Origin of the sequence: Enterobacter sp. 241F3 (genome assembly GCF_034106785.1) — a bacterium.
GTDB lineage: Bacteria > Pseudomonadota > Gammaproteobacteria > Enterobacterales > Enterobacteriaceae > Enterobacter > Enterobacter vonholyi.
This window is the reverse complement of the sequence record NZ_JAWNDD010000003.1, coordinates 233,487-253,832: the sequence shown is the minus strand read 5'-3', so window position 1 is coordinate 253,832 and position 20,346 is coordinate 233,487. Positions and strand designations below refer to the sequence as shown.

Below are 20,346 nucleotides of genomic sequence, written 5' to 3'. Positions count from 1 at the left end.
TTGTTGTCAGATGCGATACGGAACGACAATTATTATCATTTAGATTAACAAATCAATACGCAGGCAAAAAAACGGCCCTCCTCAGAGAGCCGTTTATGTGAATTTATGCTCGTCGCAGTAACCTGAATATGCCCAGCACCACAATGGCACCCACGACAGCGACCAGAAAACTGTGCAGGTCGAAACCACTTATGTTGCCTCCAAAACCAAACATCGTCGCCAGCCAGCCGCCCACAACCGCACCAACGACCCCGAGTACACAGGTCAAAATAAAACCGCCGCCATCGTTTCCCGGCATGATCAGTTTAGCGATAGCGCCAGCAATAAGACCAAAGATAATCCAGGCGATGATACCCATAGCGATGCCCTCTTGCAGGTTTAACGCATGCGCAGAAAACCTTCTGCACAGCTAACTTAAGTATAGGTCATCGCCGGAAAACCATTTTCATCTCACCGACTTATCTTTGGTTAAACAGGCAAAAAAAACTCACCGGTTTGTATTAAGTTTCATTGCAGATTGCCGATAACGCTAAGACAGTCTGTCATCAATCAAGGAGCCATCCGGCGTGAGTCATTACAGTGAGCAGTTCCTCAAGCAAAATCCGCTGGCTGTATTAGGGGTATTACGCGACCTGCAAAAAGGTGAAGTGCCGCTGCGCATCAGCTGGTCGAATAATCAGTTCATCAGCAAGATCCTTGACGCCTCGCAGGATCGGCTGGTGATTGATTTAGGCAGTCAGGAGTACGAAAACCGCGCGGCGCTGAAAGCGGAGAACATCGCGGTGATGGCCGAAACGCAGGGGGCCAAAGTGGAGTTTGTCCTGTCGCGACTGGAACTAAGCGAATACCAGGGACTTCCGGCTTTTGTGACCCCCCTTCCGACCAATCTCTGGTTTGTTCAGCGTCGTGAATATTTCCGCATCAGCGCCCCGCTCCATCCCGCCTATTTTTGTAAGGCCAAAATGCCGGACAAAAAAGAGATCCGCTTTCGCCTCTTCGATCTGTCGCTTGGCGGCATGGGCGCACTGATGGATACGCCGAAACCCGACGGGCTGGTAGAGGGCATGCGGTTTACGCAAATTGAACTGGATATGGGTGGCTGGGGTCGCTTCTATTTCGATGCGCAGCTGATTGCCATCAGCGACCGCACCGTCGTGGACAGCAAAAACGAAACCATCACCACGCCGCGTCTGAGCTTCCGTTTCCTGAACGTCGGGCCCGGCGCAGAGCGTGAGCTTCAGCGTATTATCTATTCCCTGGAGCGGGAGGCGCGGGAACGCGCAAATAAAGTCCTGTGAAGAAATCGGGCAGCGTGACCGCCGCCCGTCTGCGGCATTACATGGCATCCATCGCTTTCTGTACCTTCCAGATATAACGAGGCGCCTGTGGTGCCGGATGATTTTTCGCCACATGTTCAAAGAATTCGTCTTTGTCCATGCCGTTAATCTCTTCAATCGCCTCTTTGCGGTCAGAAGAGAAGGTTCTGAGCAACGCGCCGGCACCGTTAACGTAAGACACCACCAGCGCGTACTGCATCACCTCCGGATCCTTAATGCCCTTCAGCACGCCATGCTCCATGATGCTCAGATAGGCCGTGCCCATTGAAATGTTGCGTTCCGGGTTCTTCAGCTCGCTGGTCGACGGCTGGCCGCTCCAGCCCATATAGCGGTAAACTTCTTTCCCCGCCGTTGACGCTTTAAGCTGCATCAGGCCCACCGCGTTGGATTTGCTGACGAGGGTGGGATTACCGCCTGACTCCACCGCGATGATCGCCGTGATGAGACGCGGACTGACGCCCCAGGCCTTCCCGGCTTGCTCACTGATCGGCATCCACTGCATGGCCCGCTTCACCGGCACTTCCGGGTTCCAGGGCGGGTTTTGATAATCATGTTTTGAACTACAGCCAGCGAGCAACACAATCAAAAAAGCAAACCATCTCAGTTTCACGTCATCTATCCTTATAGCCGGTCATTGCGGTGCGCCGCTCTTGAAGCAGGCGGCGAATAAGCGGCATGATATAGACAATTAGTTTCTCATTCAGCAAGGATTTGCCATGTCTCAGTTTCATCTCATCGCGCCGTCGGGCTACTGCATTAACCAGGATGCGGCGCAGCGGGGCGTTCAGCGTTTACTGGAGTCGGGCCACCAGGTAGAAAATCAGACAATTATCCCCCGCCGCCAGCAGCGTTTTGCCGGTACCGAAGCGCAGCGGCTGAATGATATCAATAGTCTGGTGAGCCTGACGGGCGAAAACCGGATTGTGCTGGCGGTGCGCGGCGGATATGGTGCGAGCCGGTTACTGGAGAGCATTGACTGGCAGGGGCTGGCACAGCGTCAGCAGCAGGATCCGCTGCTGATCTGCGGCCACAGCGATTTCACCGTCATCCAGCTTGGGCTGCTGGCGCTGTATGACATCATCACCTTCAGCGGCCCAATGCTGGCCGGTAACTTCGGCGCACCGGAGCTGGATGCGTTTACCGTGGAACACTTCTGGCGCGCGCTGCGCAATTCCACCTACAGCGTGGAGTGGCAAGGCAATGGACCGCACTGGGAATGTGAAGGTCAGCTCTGGGGCGGTAACCTGGCGATGCTGGTCTCGCTTATCGGCACGCCGTGGATGCCGCAAATCGAGGACGGCATTCTGGTGCTGGAAGATATCAACGAACATCCGTTCCGCGTCGAGCGCATGCTGTTGCAGCTCTATCATGCCGGTATTCTTGAGCGCCAGTCCGCAATTGTGCTGGGCAGCTTCAGCGGCTCTGCCCCGAATGACTATGACGCGGGTTACTCCCTGGAAACCATGGTTGAGTTCATTCGCTCGCGGCTGGATGTTCCGGTCATCACCGGTCTGGATTTCGGTCATGAGCAGCAAACCGTGACCCTGGCGCTGGGGGCGCATGCCTCCCTGATCCACAATGATTCAGGCAGTCGGCTGACCATCAGCGGCCATCCTGTCATAAAGGCATAAAAAAGCCGTTATACCCCCTTAATAAAACGCTGTTGCCGTCGTTAATATGTTAGGGTTTTAGTAACAGCGTTAACATTGAGGTGGGAGTAAGAGAACATTGGATGCCGCAGCGATAATCAGCCTTTTCATTCTGGGTTCGGTCCTTGTAACCAGCAGTATTTTATTAAGTTCATTTTCATCGCGTCTCGGCATACCTATTCTTGTCATTTTCCTCGCCATCGGCATGCTGGCCGGCATTGATGGTATTGGCGGTATCCCATTCGATAACTACCCTTTCGCCTACATGGTGAGTAACCTTGCGCTGGCGGTGATCCTGCTGGACGGCGGGATGCGCACCCAGGCAAGCTCCTTCCGTGTGGCGTTAGGGCCCGCGCTGTCGCTCGCGACGGTTGGCGTGTTGATAACCTCCGGCCTCACCGGAATGATGGCCGCATGGCTTTTCCATCTCAACATCATGGAAGGTTTGCTGATTGGCGCGATTGTTGGCTCAACCGATGCGGCAGCGGTGTTTTCCCTGCTCGGCGGAAAAGGGCTTAACGAACGCGTCGGCTCCACGCTTGAAATTGAATCCGGCAGTAACGATCCGATGGCGGTGTTTCTCACCATCACGCTGATTGAGATGATTCAGCAGCACGAGACGGGCCTGAGCTGGATGTTCGTCTGGCATATCCTGCAGCAGTTCGGGCTGGGGATTGTTATTGGCCTGGCGGGGGGATACCTCTTACAGCAAATGATCAACCGCATCTCCCTGCCCGCGGGGCTTTACCCCCTGCTGGCGCTGAGCGGCGGCATTCTTATTTTTGCCGTTACCACCGCGCTGGACGGCAGCGGCATTCTCGCCGTCTATCTCTGCGGTTTCCTGATGGGCAACCGACCGATCCGTAACCGTCATGCCATTTTGCAGAACTTCGACGGCCTGGCCTGGCTGGCACAAATTGGCATGTTCCTGGTGCTGGGCCTGCTGGTTACGCCTTCGGACCTGCTGCCGATCGCCGTTCCGGCGCTGCTGCTGTCCGCGTGGATGATCTTCTTCGCCCGTCCGCTGTCGGTATTTGCAGGACTGCTGCCGTTTCGCGGCTTCAACCTGCGCGAGCGGGTCTTTATCAGCTGGGTGGGCCTGCGCGGCGCGGTACCGATTATTCTTGCGGTCTTCCCGATGATGGCCGGTCTGGATAACGCCCGGCTGTTCTTTAACGTGGCCTTCTTCGTGGTGCTGATTTCGCTGCTGTTCCAGGGAACCTCCCTCGGGTGGGCGGCGAAGAAAGCCAAAGTCGTGGTGCCTCCCGTGGGCTGGCCGGTCTCTCGCGTGGGGCTCGATATTCACCCAGAGAATCCTTGGGAACAGTTTGTCTATCAGCTGAGCGCTGACAAATGGTGCGTGGGGGCATCGCTGCGCGATTTGCACATGCCGACTGAAACGCGCATTGCCGCCCTGTTCCGCGATAATGTCCTGCTGCACCCTACAGGCAGCACCCGCCTGCGCGAAGGGGATATTCTCTGCGTGATTGGCCGCGAGCGCGACCTGCCCGCGCTGGGCAAACTGTTCAGTCAGTCGCCTCCGGTGGCGCTGGACCAGCGTTTCTTCGGCGATTTTATTCTGGAAGCCAGCGCCAAGTTTGCCGATGTGGCGCTGATTTACGGCCTGGATGAAGGGCTGGAGTACCGCGACAAGCAGCAAACGCTGGGGGAAATCATTCAGCAACTGCTGGGGGCGGCCCCCGTCGTCGGCGACCAGGTGGAGTTCGCCGGGATGATCTGGACGGTTGCGGAGAAAGAAGATAACGCGGTCAGAAAAGTCGGCGTCAGGCCGATGGAAGATGAAGCGGAGTAGCGGTTTTTTTGCCGGGTGGCGCTAGCGCCACCCGACACTAATACTCGTTACACCGTCACAACCGGCACTCTCGGTGCCAGCGCGCACATCAATTCGTACCCCACCGTACCCGCAGCGGCAGCAACGTCATCAATCTTAATTTCGTTACCCCACAGCTCGACCGGTGAACCGATGCCCGCCTGCGGGCATGGCGTCAGGTCAACGGCCAGCATATCCATTGATATGGTGCCCACCGTTCCCGTGCGAACCCCATCGACCCAGACAGGCGTGCCGGTCGGCGCGATGCGCGGGTAGCCGTCGGCATAGCCGCCCGCCACGATACCAATCCGCTGCTCGCCCTTTGCCCGGTAGCGGCTGCCGTAGCCCACCGTGTCGCCGGCCTTCAGGGTTTGCACGCCAATGATTTCGCTGCGCAGGGTCATCACCGGCTTCAGGCCGCTGTTGGCGATGTCCTGCCACTGGCCCGAGGGTGACGCACCGTAAAGAACGATCCCCGGACGCACCCAGTTGTAGTGTGCCTCAGGATGCCAGAGCGTGGCCGCCGAATTTGACAGCGAGCGCGGGCAGTCCAGCCCTTCTGCCGCCTGCTCAATGCGGACCATGGCATCGGCAATGCCGTCCGGTTTTTCCGCGTCGGCAAAATGGGCCATCAGCGTCATTTCACCCACGTTTTTCATGGCGCGCAGCTGCTGCCAGACCGTATGCACGCGCTCAGGCTGGAAGCCCAGGCGGTTCATGCCGCTGTTCACCTTGAGGTAAATATCCAGCGGCGCGTGGAGTTTCGCATCCTGAATCGCCTTAATCTGCCAGTTGCTGTGAACGCTGGTGGTCAGCCGATATTTATCCAGCAGCGGCAGATCGTCCGCGTGGAAGAAGCCCTCCAGAAGCAGTATCGGCCCTTTCCAGCCGCGCTCGCGCAGCAGAATGGCCTCTTCCAGATTCAGGAGCGCAAAGCCGTCGGTGGCGCTCAGGGCGCTCCAGATACGGTCAATACCGTGGCCGTAGGCATTCGCTTTCACCACAGACCAGACGCGCGAACCAGGCGCCGCCCGGCGAACAATTTGCAGATTATCCTTCAGGGCCTGCAGGTTCAGCTGGGCCAGAACAGGACGGGACATGACAACTCCTTAGCTATGCGCGCCGTGCAGGTGCTGTGGACGCGACGGCGTAAACCCCGATTGATAGCGCGCAGCGCTTAAATCGTCAAACGGAATTGCCGGCGTGCGCCCTGAAATCAGGTCGCTCAGCAGCTGGCCCGATCCGCAGGCCATCGTCCAGCCAAGCGTGCCGTGTCCGGTATTGGTCCACAGGTTTTTAAACGGCGTGCGGCCCACGATCGGCGTGCCGTCCGGGGTCATCGGACGCAGGCCGGTCCAGAACGTCGCCTGCTCAACAAAACCTCCTCGCGGGAAGAGATCGCCCACGACCATCTCCAGCGTTTCACGACGCGGTTTCAGCAGCTCGGTGTTGAAGCCGACGATTTCCGCCATGCCGCCTACGCGGATGCGGTTATCGAAGCGGGTAATGGCGATTTTGTAGGTTTCATCCAGAATGGTCGACACCGGAGCGCCGCTCTCTTCTTTTACCGGAATGGTCAGCGAGTAGCCCTTCAGCGGGTAGACCGGAATATCGAGAATACCTTTCAGCATGGCGGTGGAGTATGAACCAAACGCCATCACGTAAGCATCGGCTTTGATCACCTCTTCGCCACACTTCACGCCGTAAATTTTTTCCCCTTCCGACAGCAGCTTGTCGACAGAGGTGTTAAAGCGGAATTTCACCCCCGCCTGTTCGCACATTTGCGCCAGACGCTGCGTAAAGAGCTGGCAGTCGCCGGTTTCGTCATTCGGCAGGCGCAGGCCGCCCGTCAGCTTATGCGCAACTTCCGCCAGCGCCGGTTCAACCTGGCCTAGCTGGCTGGCTTCCAGCAGCTGGTAAGGTACACCGGCATCTTCCAGCACGGCGATATCGCGGGTGGCATTTTCGTACTGCTGCTCGGTGCGGAACAGCTGCAGCGTCCCGCCCTGGCGGCCTTCATACTCAATACCCGTCGACGCGCGCAGCGCTTTCAGGCAGTCGCGGCTGTATTCCGCCAGGCGCACCATGCGCCCTTTGTTCTCCATGTAGTGGCGGGTGTCGCAGTTGCGCAGCATCTGCCACATCCACTTCAGCTGGAACTGCGTGCCGTCAAGGCTGATGGCCAGCGGCGCGTGGCGCTGGAACATCCATTTAATCGCCTTCAGAGGAACGCCCGGCGCTGCCCACGGTGCCGCATACCCCGGAGAGATTTGCCCGGCGTTCGCCGCGCTGGTTTCAAGCGCAGGACCGGACTCACGATCGATAACGGTGACGTCATGTCCCGCCTGACTTAAATACCAGGCGCTGGTTACCCCAACGACACCACTTCCCAGTATGACAACACGCATAGCCACTCCATTATGTGCAAAAGAACAATCTTCTAATTACAGATTGATAACCTAGTTGAAAATATTATTCAACATACGACTTTTTTATGGTGACTTACCTCACACATCCCCCAGCATCAGGGAATAGTGCTAATTTGGGATCTCCTGCTGCGCGTTATTTTTAACCAGCATAAAATGCTGAGGGGCACCGTTTTTTTGCCGTATCAAAAACGCGAAATCGCAAAGAAAAAATTTCTGCCCCAGCACGCTTTTTAACACGGTGATCTATGCTTGAAAGGAGGCTCTCCAGACAGAGAGAGCACCCACAACGAGGGCGCGCTAATGGCTACTATTGATTCCCTGAACAAGGACAACACACGTCTGAGCGATGGACCCGACTGGACCTTCGAGCTGCTGGATGTTTACCTCGCCGAGATCGACCGGGTCGCAAAACTGTACCGCCTGGATACCTATCCCCATCAGATTGAAGTCATTACGTCCGAACAGATGATGGACGCCTACTCCAGCGTCGGGATGCCGATTAACTATCCGCACTGGTCGTTTGGTAAGAAATTCATTGAAACGGAGCGGCTGTATAAGCACGGGCAGCAGGGTCTGGCGTATGAGATCGTCATCAACTCCAATCCCTGTATCGCCTATTTAATGGAAGAGAACACCATTACCATGCAGGCGCTGGTGATGGCGCACGCCTGCTACGGGCACAACTCCTTTTTCAAGAATAACTATCTGTTCCGCAGCTGGACGGATGCCAGCTCCATCGTCGATTACCTGATCTTCGCCCGTAAATACATTACCGACTGCGAAGAGCGCTACGGCGTGGACGAAGTGGAAAAACTGCTCGACTCCTGCCACGCGCTGATGAACTACGGCGTAGACCGCTACAAACGTCCGCAGAAAATCTCCCTGCAGGAGGAGAAAGCCCGGCAGAAAAGCCGCGAAGAGTACCTGCAGAGCCAGGTGAACATGCTGTGGCGTACCCTGCCGAAGCGTGAGGAGGAGAAAACGATCGCCGAAGCGCGTCGTTATCCGTCCGAGCCGCAGGAAAACCTGCTCTATTTTATGGAGAAGAACGCCCCGCTGCTGGAGCCGTGGCAGCGTGAGATCCTGCGTATCGTGCGCAAGGTGAGCCAGTATTTTTACCCGCAAAAGCAGACGCAGGTGATGAACGAAGGCTGGGCGACCTTCTGGCACTACACTATCCTCAACCATCTGTACGACGAGGGGAAAGTCACCGAGCGGTTCATGATGGAGTTCCTCCACAGCCATACTAACGTGGTGTTCCAGCCGCCCTACAATAGCCCGTGGTACAGCGGGATTAACCCGTATGCCCTTGGCTTTGCCATGTTCCAGGACATTAAGCGTATCTGCCAGTCGCCGACGGAAGAAGACAAGTACTGGTTCCCGGATATCGCCGGGTCAGACTGGCTGGAAACGCTGCACTTTGCGATGCGCGACTTTAAGGATGAGAGCTTCATCAGCCAGTTTATGTCGCCGAAGATCATGCGTGACTTCCGCTTCTTCACCGTGCTGGACGACGATCGCAACAACTATCTGGAGATTTCAGCAATCCATAACGAAGAGGGATACCGTGAGATCCGCTCTCGCCTTTCCTCCCAGTACAACCTGAGCAACCTTGAACCGAATATTCAGGTATGGAACGTCGATTTGCGCGGTGACCGCTCCCTGACGTTGCGCTATATCCCGCACAATCGCGCGCCGCTGGATAAAGGGCGTAAAGAGGTGCTGAAGCATGTGCATCGCCTGTGGGGCTTTGACGTGCAGCTGGAGCAGCAGAATGAAGACGGCAGCGTCGAGCTGCTGGAACGCTGCCCGGCGCGGTTGAACACGCTGTAGCGCCACCCGACGAAAAAAAACCTCTCATACGAGAGGTTTTTCTTTTAGCGGGTCTGAATCGCTAAATCACCCGGCAGCGTTTTCTGCATACGGTGCCAGATTTCACCGGAATCGTGACCGTAGCGGCGCACCGTCTCATAAACCTGATCGTGCAGACCTTCAGTACAGAGCTTGCTCAGCTTATGGTAGAAGCCCAGCGCCAGGCTGCGCGCTTCCGGATTGGCAAAGTAGTGGCGGCCAATGCGGGTGTAAAGCCCTTTCATACCGTTGAGGATCAGGCCATAAACCGGGTTGCCGGAGGCAAACGCCAGGCCGCGAAACACGTTGTAATCGAGGGTGGCAAAGGCATCGGCATGATCTTCCACCTCGTTCGCGCTGGCCAGCACCGCAAGGGCGTCTTCCGGATGCTGACGGAAAGCTGTACGAATAAAGATCGTCGCGATGTTGGTGCGAACGGAGAGCAGATTATCAATGAGCTGCGGCACGCTTTCATGGTCGAGACGCGCCAGCGTTTCAAGAATGTTCAGCCCGGATGTTTCCCAGAAGTTGTTTACTTTCGTAGGCTTACCATGCTGGATCGTCAACCAGCCATCGCGCGCCAGCCGCTGAAGCACTTCACGCAGCGTGGTGCGAGTGACGCCAATCAGTTCAGAGAGTTCGCGTTCAGCCGGAAGAATGGACCCCGCAGGGAAACGATTATTCCAGATGCTTTCAATGATGTACTCTTCCGCGAAACCCGCCGGGCTCTGCGCCTTAATGACCATAGTGAGATTTCCATTACACAGCTTTAGCAAATTGGACTCATCATACCAGAGGCAGCCAGTGGCAGGTAGCGCGGCAAAGAGAGAAAAGAGGGATCGCCGTTTCATTTTTGTGAAATTTACAATGCCGCCTTATCCGCCTCCAGGCCGCATTTTTTGCGTATACTGATGCTTTGTCTTACTTGACGGGAAGGACGTCTGTTGTGGAAATTTCTTTTGGGCGCGCGCTATGGCGCAATTTTTTAGGTCAGTCTCCTGACTGGTATAAGCTGATACTGCTGGTTTTCCTGGTCGTTAATCCCATCATTTTTAGTGTGAATCCCTTTATCGCCGGCTGGCTGCTGGTGGCAGAGTTTATCTTCACCCTGGCCATGGCGCTAAAATGTTATCCCCTGCTGCCGGGCGGATTGCTGGCGTTTGAAGCCGTCGTCATCGGCATGACCAGCGCCGAGCATGTCAAAGCAGAGCTGGCGTCAAATCTCGAAGTGCTTCTGCTGCTGATGTTTATGGTGGCGGGCATCTACTTCATGAAACAGCTGCTACTGTTTATCTTCACGCGCCTGCTGCTCAGCATTCCGTCAAAAATGTTCCTCTCGCTGGCGTTTTGCCTTGCCGCCGCCTTCCTGTCGGCCTTCCTGGACGCGCTGACAGTGGTCGCGGTAGTGATAAGCGTAGCGGTGGGGTTTTACGGGATTTATCACCGCGTGGCCTCCTCTCGTCCGGGTGAAGATTTGCAGGATGACAGCCACGTCGATGCGCATAACCGTGACGTGCTGGAACAGTTCCGCGCGTTTCTGCGCAGCCTGATGATGCACGCTGGGGTCGGTACCGCGCTGGGCGGCGTGATGACCATGGTGGGCGAGCCGCAAAACCTGATCATTGCCAAAGCGGCGGGCTGGCACTTCGGTGATTTCTTCCTGAGAATGGCCCCGGTCAGCGTACCGGTGCTGATCTGCGGGCTGGCGACCTGTCTGCTGGTGGAAAAATTTCGCCTCTTTGGCTACGGGGCCCAACTCCCGGAGCCGGTACGTCAGGAACTGCATAAATTCGATCTGCAAAGCCGACGCCAGCGGACCCGCCAGGAGACGCTGCGCCTGATTGCTCAGGGGATCATCGGCGTCTGGCTTATCGCCGCGCTGGCGCTTCATCTTGCCGAAGTGGGGCTGATAGGCCTGTCAGTCATTATTCTCGCCACCACCTTTACCGGCGTGACGGACGAACATGCCATCGGTAAAGCGTTTACCGAAGCCCTGCCGTTTACCGCCCTGCTGGCGGTGTTCTTTGCGGTCGTGGCGGTGATTATCGACCAGCATCTCTTCGCGCCGATTATTGCCTTTGTATTACAGGCGTCACCGGATGCTCAGCTGTCGCTGTTTTACCTGTTTAACGGCCTGCTCTCGTCAATCTCAGATAACGTCTTTGTCGGGACGGTCTACATCAACGAGGCCAAAGCCGCTATGGAGCAAGGCGTTATCAGCGCCGGACAGTTTGAACTGCTGGCCGTGGCGATCAATACCGGCACCAACCTTCCGTCGGTGGCGACGCCAAACGGCCAGGCCGCCTTCCTGTTCCTGCTGACCTCCGCTCTCGCGCCGCTCATACGTCTTTCTTATGGCCGGATGGTGTGGATGGCGCTGCCCTACACGCTGGTGCTCACGATCGTGGGATTGCTTTGCGTCAAAATTACCCTCATTCCCTGTACGCAATGGTTGATACAAGCGGGTATACTTGCGGCGCAGTAAACTATGCATCTCGGGCAGTTCGCTGCCCGTTTGCCTTTTCGCACGATAAACATCCAATTACGTTTTATTTCGCCAGGTACAGGTGGCGCGAAAAACGAATTCGTTTACACTGCGCTTTCTAAGCATGTTCCAGGGAAATGATTATGTTGAGATTTTTAAACCAGTGCTCCCGCGGTCGCGGAGCGTGGTTGTTAATGGCCCTGACCGCCTTTGCGCTGGAAATGGTCGCGCTGTGGTTCCAGCACGTAATGGGACTGAAACCTTGCGTGCTTTGTATTTATGAACGCTGCGCGCTGTTCGGCATTATGGGGGCGGGCCTGGTGGGCGCGATTGCGCCGAAGTCGCCGCTTCGCTATGCCGCTATCGCGATCTGGCTGTACAGCGCCTGGAAAGGGATTGAACTCTCCTGGCAGCACACCATGATGCAGCTGCATCCGTCGCCGTTTATGACCTGCGATTTTGCCGCCCGCTTCCCGAGCTGGCTGCCGCTGGACAAATGGCTGCCGCAGGTGTTCGTTGCATCCGGTGACTGCTCCGTTCGCCAGTGGGAATTCCTGACGCTGGAGATGCCGCAGTGGCTGGTGGGCATTTTTGCCGCCTACTTCATCGTGGCGCTGCTGGTGCTGATTGCCCAGCCGTTCAAACCGAAGAAACGCGATCTATTTGGGCGCTAAGTTGCCCGGCGGCGCTTCGCTTGCGCGGGCCTACGGTTTTGTAGGTCGGGTAAGCGCAGCGCCACCCGACACACCCGCGCATAATAAAAAACCCGCTTTGGCGGGTTTTTTAATCTCAACGGGTCGGGTGATTCATGATGTGATCTTCCCAGTCCCGCACCTCGGACTCTTTCACCGCAATGTGGCGCACAGAGATACGCTCGCCGTGCATCGCCGCTTTTGAACCGGTTAACAACGGATGCCAGTCAGGCAGACCTTTCCCTTCCGCCAGCAGGCGATACGCGCAGGTATGCGGCAGCCATTCAAACGTCGGCAGATTATCCCGGGTTAACTTTATGCAGTCCGGCTCAAATTCAAACCGGCGCTCATAGTTGCGGCACTGGCAGGTTTTAATGTTTAGCTGCTTGCAGGCAACGTTGGTGAAGTAGATTTCATCCGTATCTTCATCCATCAGCTTGTGCAGGCAGCACTGCCCGCAGCCGTCGCACAATGATTCCCATTCCGCGTCAGTCATGTCGTCGAGAGTTTTGCTTTGCCAGAAAGGGATGTCGTTCATCAGGATGTCCACACGTCAAAAGAAAGCGCACCTTATAACGAGTCTGGCACGTTGTTGCAAGTTTTGCCGCCCTCTTCAGGCGGCAAGAGGAGATTACAGCACTCGGGTTTTCAGCGACAGACCGTTAAAACCGACCTCTAGCTCGTCATCGCTCACGAGCGGGCCAACGCCTTCCGGCGTGCCGGTCAGGATCACATCACCCGGTTTCAGGGTAAAGAAGCGGCTCATGTAGGCGATCAGCGGCACAATCTTATGGATCATGTCTGCCGTAGTGCCCTGCTGGCGGATCTCGCCGTTAACCTTCAGGCTGAGCGGGGTATCCTGCGGATCGCCGGTAAATTCGCTCACCGGCACAAACGCCGAGATCGGACAGGAATTATCAAACCCTTTGGCTTTTTCCCACGGCTGCCCTGCTTTCTTCATTTTTCCCTGGACTTCACGCAGGGTCAGATCCAGCGCCACGCCGTATCCGGCTATCGCTTTCTGAACATGTTCTTCTGAGGCCTGGCGAAGCGTTGCACCAATCAGCACGGCAAGTTCCACTTCGTGATGCACTGAGCCGAGCCCCTGCGGCAGCGCCAGCGGCTGGCGGATATCGCAAAGCGCCGTTTCAGGCTTAATAAACAGAACCGGCTCTTCTGGCGTCGCGCTGCCCATCTCCTGAATATGTTTTGCATAGTTGCTGCCTACGCAAACCACTTTGCTGACGGGATAATCCAGTAATGCACCTTGCCAGTTATGATGTTGATACATGGTCGACCCCTAAACGGTTGATGTGTTGTGCGCAAAAACAGTTGAGGCTATTTTTTACCGTTCGCCTCAAGATGCTGTTTTAATAAATTCTCGGGTGGCGGTGGAAGCTGTAAATAATAGCCCTGCTCGGCTAAGGCCGTTTTCACTTTATCCAGATCGGCATTAATCAGTTTCTTACGACCATCAAGCGGCAGCAGCATAGCCAGCTGTGGTCGGCCAAAGTTCTTCATTAATTCTTCAGGCACGCGTGAAAAATCGTCTTTCTTTTCGACATAAAGATAGGTCTGGTCACGGCTTGTACTTCTGTAGATCACACAAAACATGTTTTTACTCTGAATTAATGGGTGGTTGCTTGCCTCAATATACTCCTGACTATAACATGCCTGATACTCTTCGGAATATCGCAGCGAGTGGTTGCGGTTAATAGCAAATTGAGTAAGGCCAGGATGTCAAACACGCCCATCGAGCTTAAAGGCAGTAGCTTCACCTTATCAGTGGTACATTTGCATGATGCAAAACCCGAGGTTATTCGTCAGGCGTTAGAAGACAAAATCGCCCAGGCTCCCGCCTTTCTGAAGCACGCTCCTGTTGTTATCAACGTCAGCGGTCTTGAGGCTCCGGTTAACTGGAAACTTCTCCAGCAGGCCGTCTCCTCCACCGGACTGCGTATCGTGGGCATCAGCGGCTGCAAAGATTCTGAGCTGAAAGCGGAAATTGAGCGTGCGGGGCTGCCCCTTCTGAATGAGGGCAAAGAAAAAGCCTCGCGTGCGGCACCCGTTGCCGTCGAAACGCCCCCTCCTGCGGTGCAAAACGTTACTACCGTCACAAAAACGCGAATGATTGATGTGCCGGTTCGTTCCGGTCAGCGCATTTATGCACCAAACTGTGATCTGATTGTTACAAGCCACGTCAGTGCTGGCGCTGAGCTGATTGCAGATGGCAATATTCACGTATACGGTATGATGCGTGGACGTGCGCTCGCAGGTGCAAGTGGCGATCGAGATGCGCAAATATTTTGTACTCACCTGACGGCGGAACTGGTGTCCATCGCAGGTGAATATTGGCTGAGCGACAAGATCCCAGCCGAATTTTATGGCAAAGCGGCTCGCCTGCTTCTGGCAGACGACGCGTTGACCGTTCAACCGTTGAATTGATCCCTTTTTAACAAGGAATTTCTATGGCACGCATTATTGTTGTTACTTCGGGTAAAGGAGGCGTTGGCAAGACCACCTCCAGCGCGGCCATCGCTACTGGTTTGGCCCAGAAGGGAAAGAAAACCATCGTTATCGACTTTGATATCGGTCTGCGTAACCTCGACCTCATCATGGGATGTGAGCGTCGCGTCGTGTATGACTTCGTGAACGTCATTCAGGGCGATGCCACGCTGAACCAGGCGATGATTAAAGACAAGCGCACCGAGAACCTCTACATTCTCCCGGCATCTCAGACGCGTGACAAAGACGCCCTGACCCGTGAAGGGGTGGAAAAGGTGCTCGACGATCTGAAAAAAATGGATTTCGACTTCATTGTCTGCGACTCCCCTGCCGGCATCGAAACCGGTGCCCTGATGGCACTGTACTTCGCTGATGAAGCGATCATCACCACCAACCCTGAAGTTTCATCCGTGCGTGACTCAGACCGCATTCTGGGGATCCTCGCCTCTAAATCCCGTCGTGCGGAAAATGGCGAAGACCCGATTAAAGAACACCTGCTGCTCACCCGCTACAATCCGGGCCGCGTGAACAAAGGTGACATGCTGAGCATGGAAGACGTGCTTGAGATCCTGCGCATTAAGCTGGTCGGCGTTATCCCGGAAGATCAGTCCGTGTTACGCGCCTCTAACCAGGGCGAGCCAGTGATCCTTGATACAATGGCAGATGCAGGTAAAGCTTACGCCGATACCGTTGACCGTCTGCTGGGAGAAGAACGTCCTTTCCGCTTCATTGAAGAAGAGAAGAAAGGTTTCCTCAAACGCCTGTTCGGAGGATAAGTTATGGCATTACTGGACTTTTTTCTCTCGCGGAAAAAGAACACCGCCAACATCGCAAAAGAACGTCTGCAAATTATCGTTGCGGAGCGTCGTCGTAGCGACGCCGAGCCTCACTACCTGCCGCAGCTGCGCAAGGACATCCTGGAAGTGATCTGTAAGTACGTGCAGATTGACCCGGAGATGGTGACGGTGCAGCTGGAACAAAAAGACGGGGATATTTCGATTCTGGAGCTGAACGTGACGCTCCCGGAAGCGGAAGAGTCGCGTCCGTAGGTTTGTGATTTCATAGCCCCGGTAAGCGCAGCGCCACCGGGGGAATATGCCGGGTTTATCACCCGGCATATTTTTTATCGAGGATAGCCTTCCAGCAGCGTATTCAGGCGATCGGCCATCAATTCCCCGCGCCATCCTGCCATCATTTCCGGCACGCCATTCTGCGGCTTCAGCTTCCAGTGCCAGTTCAGCAGCTGGTTAATCTGACGACGTGAGGCGAGCAGTTCCGCGCTCAGTTTGCTTTCGGTTGCAACTGCCTGCACCAGCGCTTTGATGTCCTTGAAAGCCTTGCGATAGCCCGGCATGTCCATCAGGTTCAGCAGCGGTTCCGGCAGCGCATCTTCCGGCAGCTCTTGCGCTTTTGCGACCAGCGCCAGCAGGGTTTTACCGTGGAAACGGATCTCGCTGCCCGAAAGCCCAATGCTGTCAAGCTCGCCGAGGCTGCCCGGCATATAGCGCGCCACCGCCCAGAGATGCTCTTCGCGAACCACAAAGTTAACGGCCAGGTCGCGCTCCCGCGCTTTACGCAAGCGCCAGTCTGCCAGCAGCTGCAGGCATGCTAGCTGACGCGTGCGCAGCTGCCAGGCGTTGCTGATATCGCGCCATGCCTCTTTAGGATCCACCACTTCCTGGCGGCGCTGCTGGGTCATTCGGCACTCGTCCAGCGCAGCAGCGAGCCATCCGGAGGCTTCCGCCTCTTTCATCAGCTGTCCGGCGATCGGCAGCAGGTAAAACACGTCTGCCGCCGCATATTCCAGCTGGCGTGCGGTTAGCGGACGCGCCAGCCAGTCGGTGCGGGATTCACTCTTATCCAGCGTCAGGCCCGTATATTCCTCCACCATGGCGGCAAAACCCCACGACAGCGGACGACCGCTGAACGCCGCGAGGATCTGCGTATCAATCAGCGGCTGAGGCATGATGCCAAAGGTGTTCAGAAAGACTTCCAGATCTTCACTGCCCGCGTGCAGGTATTTCGTCACGGCGGTATCGAGCAGCAGGTCACGCATCGGCGTCCAGTCGGTAATGCCGAGAGGGTCGATCAGCGACACGTGTTTACCGTCGTACATCTGAATCAAACCCAGCTGCGGATAATAGGTTCGGGTACGGACAAACTCGGTATCCAGGGCAATGGCAGGAAAGTCGCGCGTCACTTCGCACAGCGAAGCCAGCTCGTCGTTGGTCGTGATCATCTGGTAATTCAAATCGGATTCTCTTTTGTTTGCGCCCATAAAAAACGCCGGCTTAACCGGCGTCTGGACGATTAACGTGAAGCTCAGGCCTTATTGTCTACTTTGGCACGGGCTTCGTCACGTAATTCTCGTCGTAATATCTTCCCGACGTTGGATTTCGGCAGCTCGTCGCGGAATTCCACCAGCTTCGGCACTTTATAGCCCGTCAGCTGACGACGACAAAACGTTATCAGCGCTTCCTCGGTGAGAGAAGGATCTTTCTTGACCACAAATATCTTCACCGCTTCACCGCTGCTGCCGGAAGGCACCCCTACTGCTGCCACTTCGAGTACGCCGCTGTGCTGCATAACCACGTCTTCGATCTCATTCGGATAGACGTTGAAGCCGGAGACCAGAATCATATCTTTCTTGCGATCGACAATACGCAGGAAGCCTTCCTCATCCATCACCGCGATGTCGCCGGTATGCAGCCAGCCGTCTTTGATGATTTCGTCGGTCGCGTCGGGACGCTGCCAGTAGCCCAGCATCACCTGCGGACCTTTAACGCACAGCTCACCCGGCTCACCCGGCGCAACTTCATTATCGTTATCATCGACCAGTTTCGCTTCAGTGGAAGGAACGGGCAGACCAATGCTTCCGCTGTGATAGTCGATATCATGCGGGTTAACGCTGACCAGCGGCGCGCATTCCGTCAGGCCATAGCCCTCCAGCAGATACTGACCGGTGAGCTTCACCCAGCGCTCGGCAACCGCCTGCTGGACCGGCATGCCGCCGCCCGCAGAGAGGTGCAGCGTGGAAAAATCCAGCTGCTGGAACTCTTTGTTATTAAGCAGCGCGTTGAACAGAGTATTTACCCCGGTCATGGCGGTGAACGGGTATTTCGCCAGCTCTTTCACCAGCCCTGGAATATCGCGCGGGTTGGTGATCAGCACGTTTTGACCGCCGAGCTCAATAAACAGCAGGCAGTTCATGGTCAGTGCGAAAATGTGGTACAGCGGCAGCGCCGTAATGACCAGCTCTTTGCCGGGATGCAGCAGCGGCCCGTAGGTTGCGTTGACCTGCTCAAGGTTCGCCAGCATGTTGCGGTGGGTCAACATAGCGCCTTTCGCCACGCCGGTGGTACCGCCGGTATACTGCAGGAAGGCGAGATCTTCTGAGACCACTTCCGGCTTGACGTACTGCATACGATAGCCCGCATGCAGCGCCCTGCGGAAGGAGATAGCGTCCGGCAGGTGATATTTTGGCACCAGACGCTTGACGTATTTGACGACAAAGTTAACCAGCGTGCCTTTGGCGGTGGAGAGTTGATCCCCCATGCGCGTCAGGATGACGTGTTTCACCTGGGTTTTGTCGACCACTTTTTCCAGCGTATGGGCAAAGTTGGACACAATGACAATCGCAACCGCGCCGCTGTCGTTCAGCTGATGCTCAAGCTCGCGCGGGGTGTACAGCGGGTTGACGTTGACGACAATCATCCCGGCTCGCAGGATACCGAACAACGCCACCGGGTATTGCAGCAGGTTTGGCATCATCAGCGCGACGCGGTCCCCTTTTTGCAGCCCCAGCCCTTCCTGAAGATACGCCGCAAACGCCCGGCTACGCTCTTCAAGCTTACGGAACGTCATGACCTCGCCCATATTCACGAATGCGGGCTGGTCCGCGTAGCGCCTTACCGAGTGCTCAAATAATTCCACCAGGGATTGATAACGGTCAGGATTGATCTCAGCAGGAACATCTGCGGGATAACGGTTAAGCCAAACCTTCTTCAATGCATCACCTCTGAAATGAGTGTTCGTCGTCATCACAACCCCGATAATAAACAGTTTGTTAACATTATATTAACTCAGCGTACCAGTTTATTAATTGTTCAGATTTAAGGTTGCGAAGCGCGTCACTCTTTTTTTTCGTTTTATCCGTAAAAAAACAGAGACAGCGGCTGAGCCGCTGTCTCTTTTCTAACAATAACAGTAAGTTACTCAGTAACGATCGTCTGTACCTGTGCAGGTCCCGGGTTATACCAGCCCCAGCCCGGGTAGCCGTAACGATAAGGATGCGGACCCCACATCCACGGATCGATCGGCTGAGGCGGCATGATCACCTGCTGTGCTAACCGCCAGCGCTTATATCCGTTGACCTGCATGGTCATAAATTTATACGGCGTGCTGCCGATTTTGCCCTGTACGGCGCCGGTAATCGGCCCGACAACGGTCACCAGCTGTCCGCGAAAATCGACCGGATCGAGGAAACCACTCACGTCCGCGTAGATACGCCCGCGAGAGGCCTCGCCCAGTACAGGCCGCGCGCCGCTGTCCAGCGGAACGGTTGCGATCTCCAGGCGGGTTTTCCCCTGCTGGTTTTGTACGTCTATCACCTTACCGCCAAAGCGCGCTTCCTGGCCGACGTACAGCTCAGGGGCATTCATCACCCGAACCAGATCCTGCTGTGGCGTCGGGCTGGTGCCCTTAATCGCATCAGGAACGGAAACGCATCCGCTCAGTGCTATGGCAACTGCGCCTGCCATAATAAGGCGTACTACTTTAGTCTGGACCGCCATGATGCGACTCCTTTTTCTCAGTTCCTGTTACTGAGATTCACTCGCGGCCCGGAAGTTTCTTCCACGCAACGGTGTTTCGCAAATAAACCGGCTCCGCGTGTTCAACGGCAACGGTTTTGCCTGCTGCGAGCAGCTGGCTGGCAATCGGAAGCATATCTTCCGCAGCAGGCAGCAGCATGTTGCCGTCCACCAGCGTCACCCCGGTGTCGTTCGCCATCTCTGGCCACGCCGGCCAGCCGGTGCCGACGGTTGCCCACTCGCCTGACAGCTGCTTCAGTCGTTCAGTGACCGCTTCCGGCTTAAGCACGGCTTCCGTCTCTTCACCGTGCCACACGCCCTGCTCGTCGCGGGTGTATTCGGCCCAGTAAACTTCGCCCATGCGGGCATCAATCGCGGCCAGAACGCGCGTTGCCCCGGTCATGCGCCATGCGCCCTGCGCCATGGTGGCGAGGGTAGAGACGCCGATCATCGGCAGTTCGGCGCCCAGCGCCAGGCCCTGCGCAATGCCAATCCCGATACGTACGCCCGTAAAGCTGCCGGGGCCGCGGCCAAAGGCCAGCGCGTCGAGGTCGGTTAAAGAGGTGTTGCCCTGGGTTAAAATGGCTTTTACCAGGGGCAGAATGCGTTGGGTGTGTTCCCGGGGGCACTCTTCGAAATGGGCAGAAACAGCACCGTCGTTCAACAGAGCGACAGAGCAAGCCTCTGTCGCGGTATCAATAGCCAGAATTCGCATCAGTCGTCGCGCTCTCGCAAGGGTCAGTCACAAAATGGCGC

Annotated in this window: 21 protein-coding genes; 9 read left to right on the top strand and 12 right to left on the bottom strand. The window is 56.1% G+C overall.

Annotated features, from left to right (window positions below; genetic code table 11):
• Window positions 1–103: 103 nt before the first annotated feature.
• A complete protein-coding gene (locus UR504_RS11665; protein WP_008502662.1) occupies window positions 104–358 on the bottom strand; it encodes a GlsB/YeaQ/YmgE family stress response membrane protein in 255 nt (84 codons plus the stop codon).
• Window positions 359–566: 208 nt separating this feature from the next.
• Here UR504_RS11665 and ycgR point away from each other — a divergent pair, with 208 nt between their 5' ends.
• Complete coding sequence (gene ycgR, locus UR504_RS11660; RefSeq protein WP_023312174.1) at window positions 567–1,298, top strand: flagellar brake protein YcgR; 732 nt, start codon at window positions 567–569, stop codon at window positions 1,296–1,298.
• A 37-nt stretch (window positions 1,299–1,335) separates the two neighbouring features.
• Here ycgR and emtA read toward each other — a convergent pair whose 3' ends face one another.
• Window positions 1,336–1,947, bottom strand: a complete 612-nt coding sequence (gene emtA, locus UR504_RS11655) for a membrane-bound lytic murein transglycosylase EmtA (RefSeq protein WP_024909815.1) — start codon at window positions 1,945–1,947, stop codon at window positions 1,336–1,338.
• A 106-nt stretch (window positions 1,948–2,053) separates the two neighbouring features.
• Between emtA and ldcA the strand changes: the two genes are divergently transcribed.
• Window positions 2,054–2,968 carry a muramoyltetrapeptide carboxypeptidase gene (ldcA, locus tag UR504_RS11650; RefSeq protein ID WP_274239997.1) on the top strand — a complete coding sequence of 305 codons (915 nt, stop codon included), beginning with the start codon at window positions 2,054–2,056 and terminating at the stop codon, window positions 2,966–2,968.
• Window positions 2,969–3,065: 97 nt separating this feature from the next.
• Window positions 3,066–4,799 (top strand): potassium/proton antiporter, encoded by a 1,734-nt coding sequence (locus tag UR504_RS11645; RefSeq protein ID WP_111964781.1) that lies wholly within the window; start codon window positions 3,066–3,068, stop codon window positions 4,797–4,799.
• 47 nt (window positions 4,800–4,846) lie between these two features.
• On the opposite strand, the gene dadX is transcribed toward UR504_RS11645, so the two are convergent.
• Window positions 4,847–5,917: a catabolic alanine racemase DadX gene (gene dadX / locus UR504_RS11640; RefSeq protein ID WP_127731402.1), complete on the bottom strand. Its 1,071-nt coding sequence runs from the start codon at window positions 5,915–5,917 to the stop codon at window positions 4,847–4,849.
• 9 nt (window positions 5,918–5,926) lie between these two features.
• Window positions 5,927–7,225 carry a D-amino acid dehydrogenase gene (locus UR504_RS11635; protein ID WP_127731404.1) on the bottom strand — a complete coding sequence of 433 codons (1,299 nt, stop codon included), beginning with the start codon at window positions 7,223–7,225 and terminating at the stop codon, window positions 5,927–5,929.
• Window positions 7,226–7,546: 321 nt separating this feature from the next.
• Between UR504_RS11635 and UR504_RS11630 the strand changes: the two genes are divergently transcribed.
• Window positions 7,547–9,079: a SpoVR family protein gene (locus UR504_RS11630; protein ID WP_023293929.1), complete on the top strand. Its 1,533-nt coding sequence runs from the start codon at window positions 7,547–7,549 to the stop codon at window positions 9,077–9,079.
• Window positions 9,080–9,123: 44 nt separating this feature from the next.
• Here UR504_RS11630 and fadR read toward each other — a convergent pair whose 3' ends face one another.
• A complete protein-coding gene (fadR, locus tag UR504_RS11625; protein WP_023336056.1) occupies window positions 9,124–9,843 on the bottom strand; it encodes a fatty acid metabolism transcriptional regulator FadR in 720 nt (239 codons plus the stop codon).
• 200 nt (window positions 9,844–10,043) lie between these two features.
• Here fadR and nhaB point away from each other — a divergent pair, with 200 nt between their 5' ends.
• Together nhaB and dsbB are read left to right on the top strand one after the other, a co-directional pair.
• Window positions 10,044–11,582, top strand: coding sequence for a Na(+)/H(+) antiporter NhaB (gene nhaB, locus UR504_RS11620; RefSeq protein ID WP_111964783.1), 1,539 nt, complete (start codon window positions 10,044–10,046; stop codon window positions 11,580–11,582).
• Window positions 11,583–11,725: 143 nt separating this feature from the next.
• Window positions 11,726–12,256, top strand: coding sequence for a disulfide bond formation protein DsbB (dsbB, locus tag UR504_RS11615; RefSeq protein WP_063408593.1), 531 nt, complete (start codon window positions 11,726–11,728; stop codon window positions 12,254–12,256).
• Window positions 12,257–12,371: 115 nt separating this feature from the next.
• Here dsbB and UR504_RS11610 read toward each other — a convergent pair whose 3' ends face one another.
• The 3 genes from UR504_RS11610 to UR504_RS11600 all read right to left on the bottom strand — a co-directional run bounded on the left by UR504_RS11610 (window position 12,372) and on the right by UR504_RS11600 (window position 13,888).
• Complete coding sequence (locus tag UR504_RS11610; protein ID WP_024909872.1) at window positions 12,372–12,812, bottom strand: YcgN family cysteine cluster protein; 441 nt, start codon at window positions 12,810–12,812, stop codon at window positions 12,372–12,374.
• A gap of 93 nt (window positions 12,813–12,905) precedes the next feature.
• Window positions 12,906–13,565 (bottom strand): fumarylacetoacetate hydrolase family protein, encoded by a 660-nt coding sequence (locus UR504_RS11605; protein WP_302235280.1) that lies wholly within the window; start codon window positions 13,563–13,565, stop codon window positions 12,906–12,908.
• 47 nt (window positions 13,566–13,612) lie between these two features.
• Window positions 13,613–13,888, bottom strand: coding sequence for a YcgL domain-containing protein (locus UR504_RS11600; protein ID WP_029742143.1), 276 nt, complete (start codon window positions 13,886–13,888; stop codon window positions 13,613–13,615).
• Window positions 13,889–14,011: 123 nt separating this feature from the next.
• Here UR504_RS11600 and minC point away from each other — a divergent pair, with 123 nt between their 5' ends.
• Genes minC through minE form a run of 3 tightly spaced genes read left to right on the top strand, consistent with a single transcriptional unit; the run spans window position 14,012 to window position 15,828 of the window.
• Window positions 14,012–14,719 (top strand): septum site-determining protein MinC, encoded by a 708-nt coding sequence (gene minC, locus UR504_RS11595; protein ID WP_111964785.1) that lies wholly within the window; start codon window positions 14,012–14,014, stop codon window positions 14,717–14,719.
• 23 nt (window positions 14,720–14,742) lie between these two features.
• Window positions 14,743–15,555 carry a septum site-determining protein MinD gene (minD, locus tag UR504_RS11590; RefSeq protein ID WP_023312187.1) on the top strand — a complete coding sequence of 271 codons (813 nt, stop codon included), beginning with the start codon at window positions 14,743–14,745 and terminating at the stop codon, window positions 15,553–15,555.
• Between the two features lie 3 nt (window positions 15,556–15,558).
• Entirely contained in the window at window positions 15,559–15,828 is a 270-nt protein-coding gene (gene minE / locus UR504_RS11585; protein ID WP_008500504.1) for a cell division topological specificity factor MinE, read from the top strand.
• A gap of 74 nt (window positions 15,829–15,902) precedes the next feature.
• Here the strand turns inward: minE and rnd are convergent, their stop codons facing one another.
• The 4 genes from rnd to tsaB form a co-directional block, all read right to left on the bottom strand.
• Window positions 15,903–17,030, bottom strand: a complete 1,128-nt coding sequence (rnd, locus tag UR504_RS11580; protein WP_127732801.1) for a ribonuclease D — start codon at window positions 17,028–17,030, stop codon at window positions 15,903–15,905.
• 71 nt (window positions 17,031–17,101) lie between these two features.
• On the bottom strand, window positions 17,102–18,787 hold the full coding sequence (gene fadD / locus UR504_RS11575) for a long-chain-fatty-acid--CoA ligase FadD (RefSeq protein ID WP_072253790.1): 1,686 nt from the start codon (window positions 18,785–18,787) through the stop codon (window positions 17,102–17,104).
• A gap of 203 nt (window positions 18,788–18,990) precedes the next feature.
• Window positions 18,991–19,572: a Slp family lipoprotein gene (locus UR504_RS11570; protein ID WP_111964786.1), complete on the bottom strand. Its 582-nt coding sequence runs from the start codon at window positions 19,570–19,572 to the stop codon at window positions 18,991–18,993.
• Window positions 19,573–19,609: 37 nt separating this feature from the next.
• Entirely contained in the window at window positions 19,610–20,305 is a 696-nt protein-coding gene (tsaB, locus tag UR504_RS11565; RefSeq protein ID WP_111964787.1) for a tRNA (adenosine(37)-N6)-threonylcarbamoyltransferase complex dimerization subunit type 1 TsaB, read from the bottom strand.
• Between the last annotated feature and the right edge of the window lie 41 nt (window positions 20,306–20,346).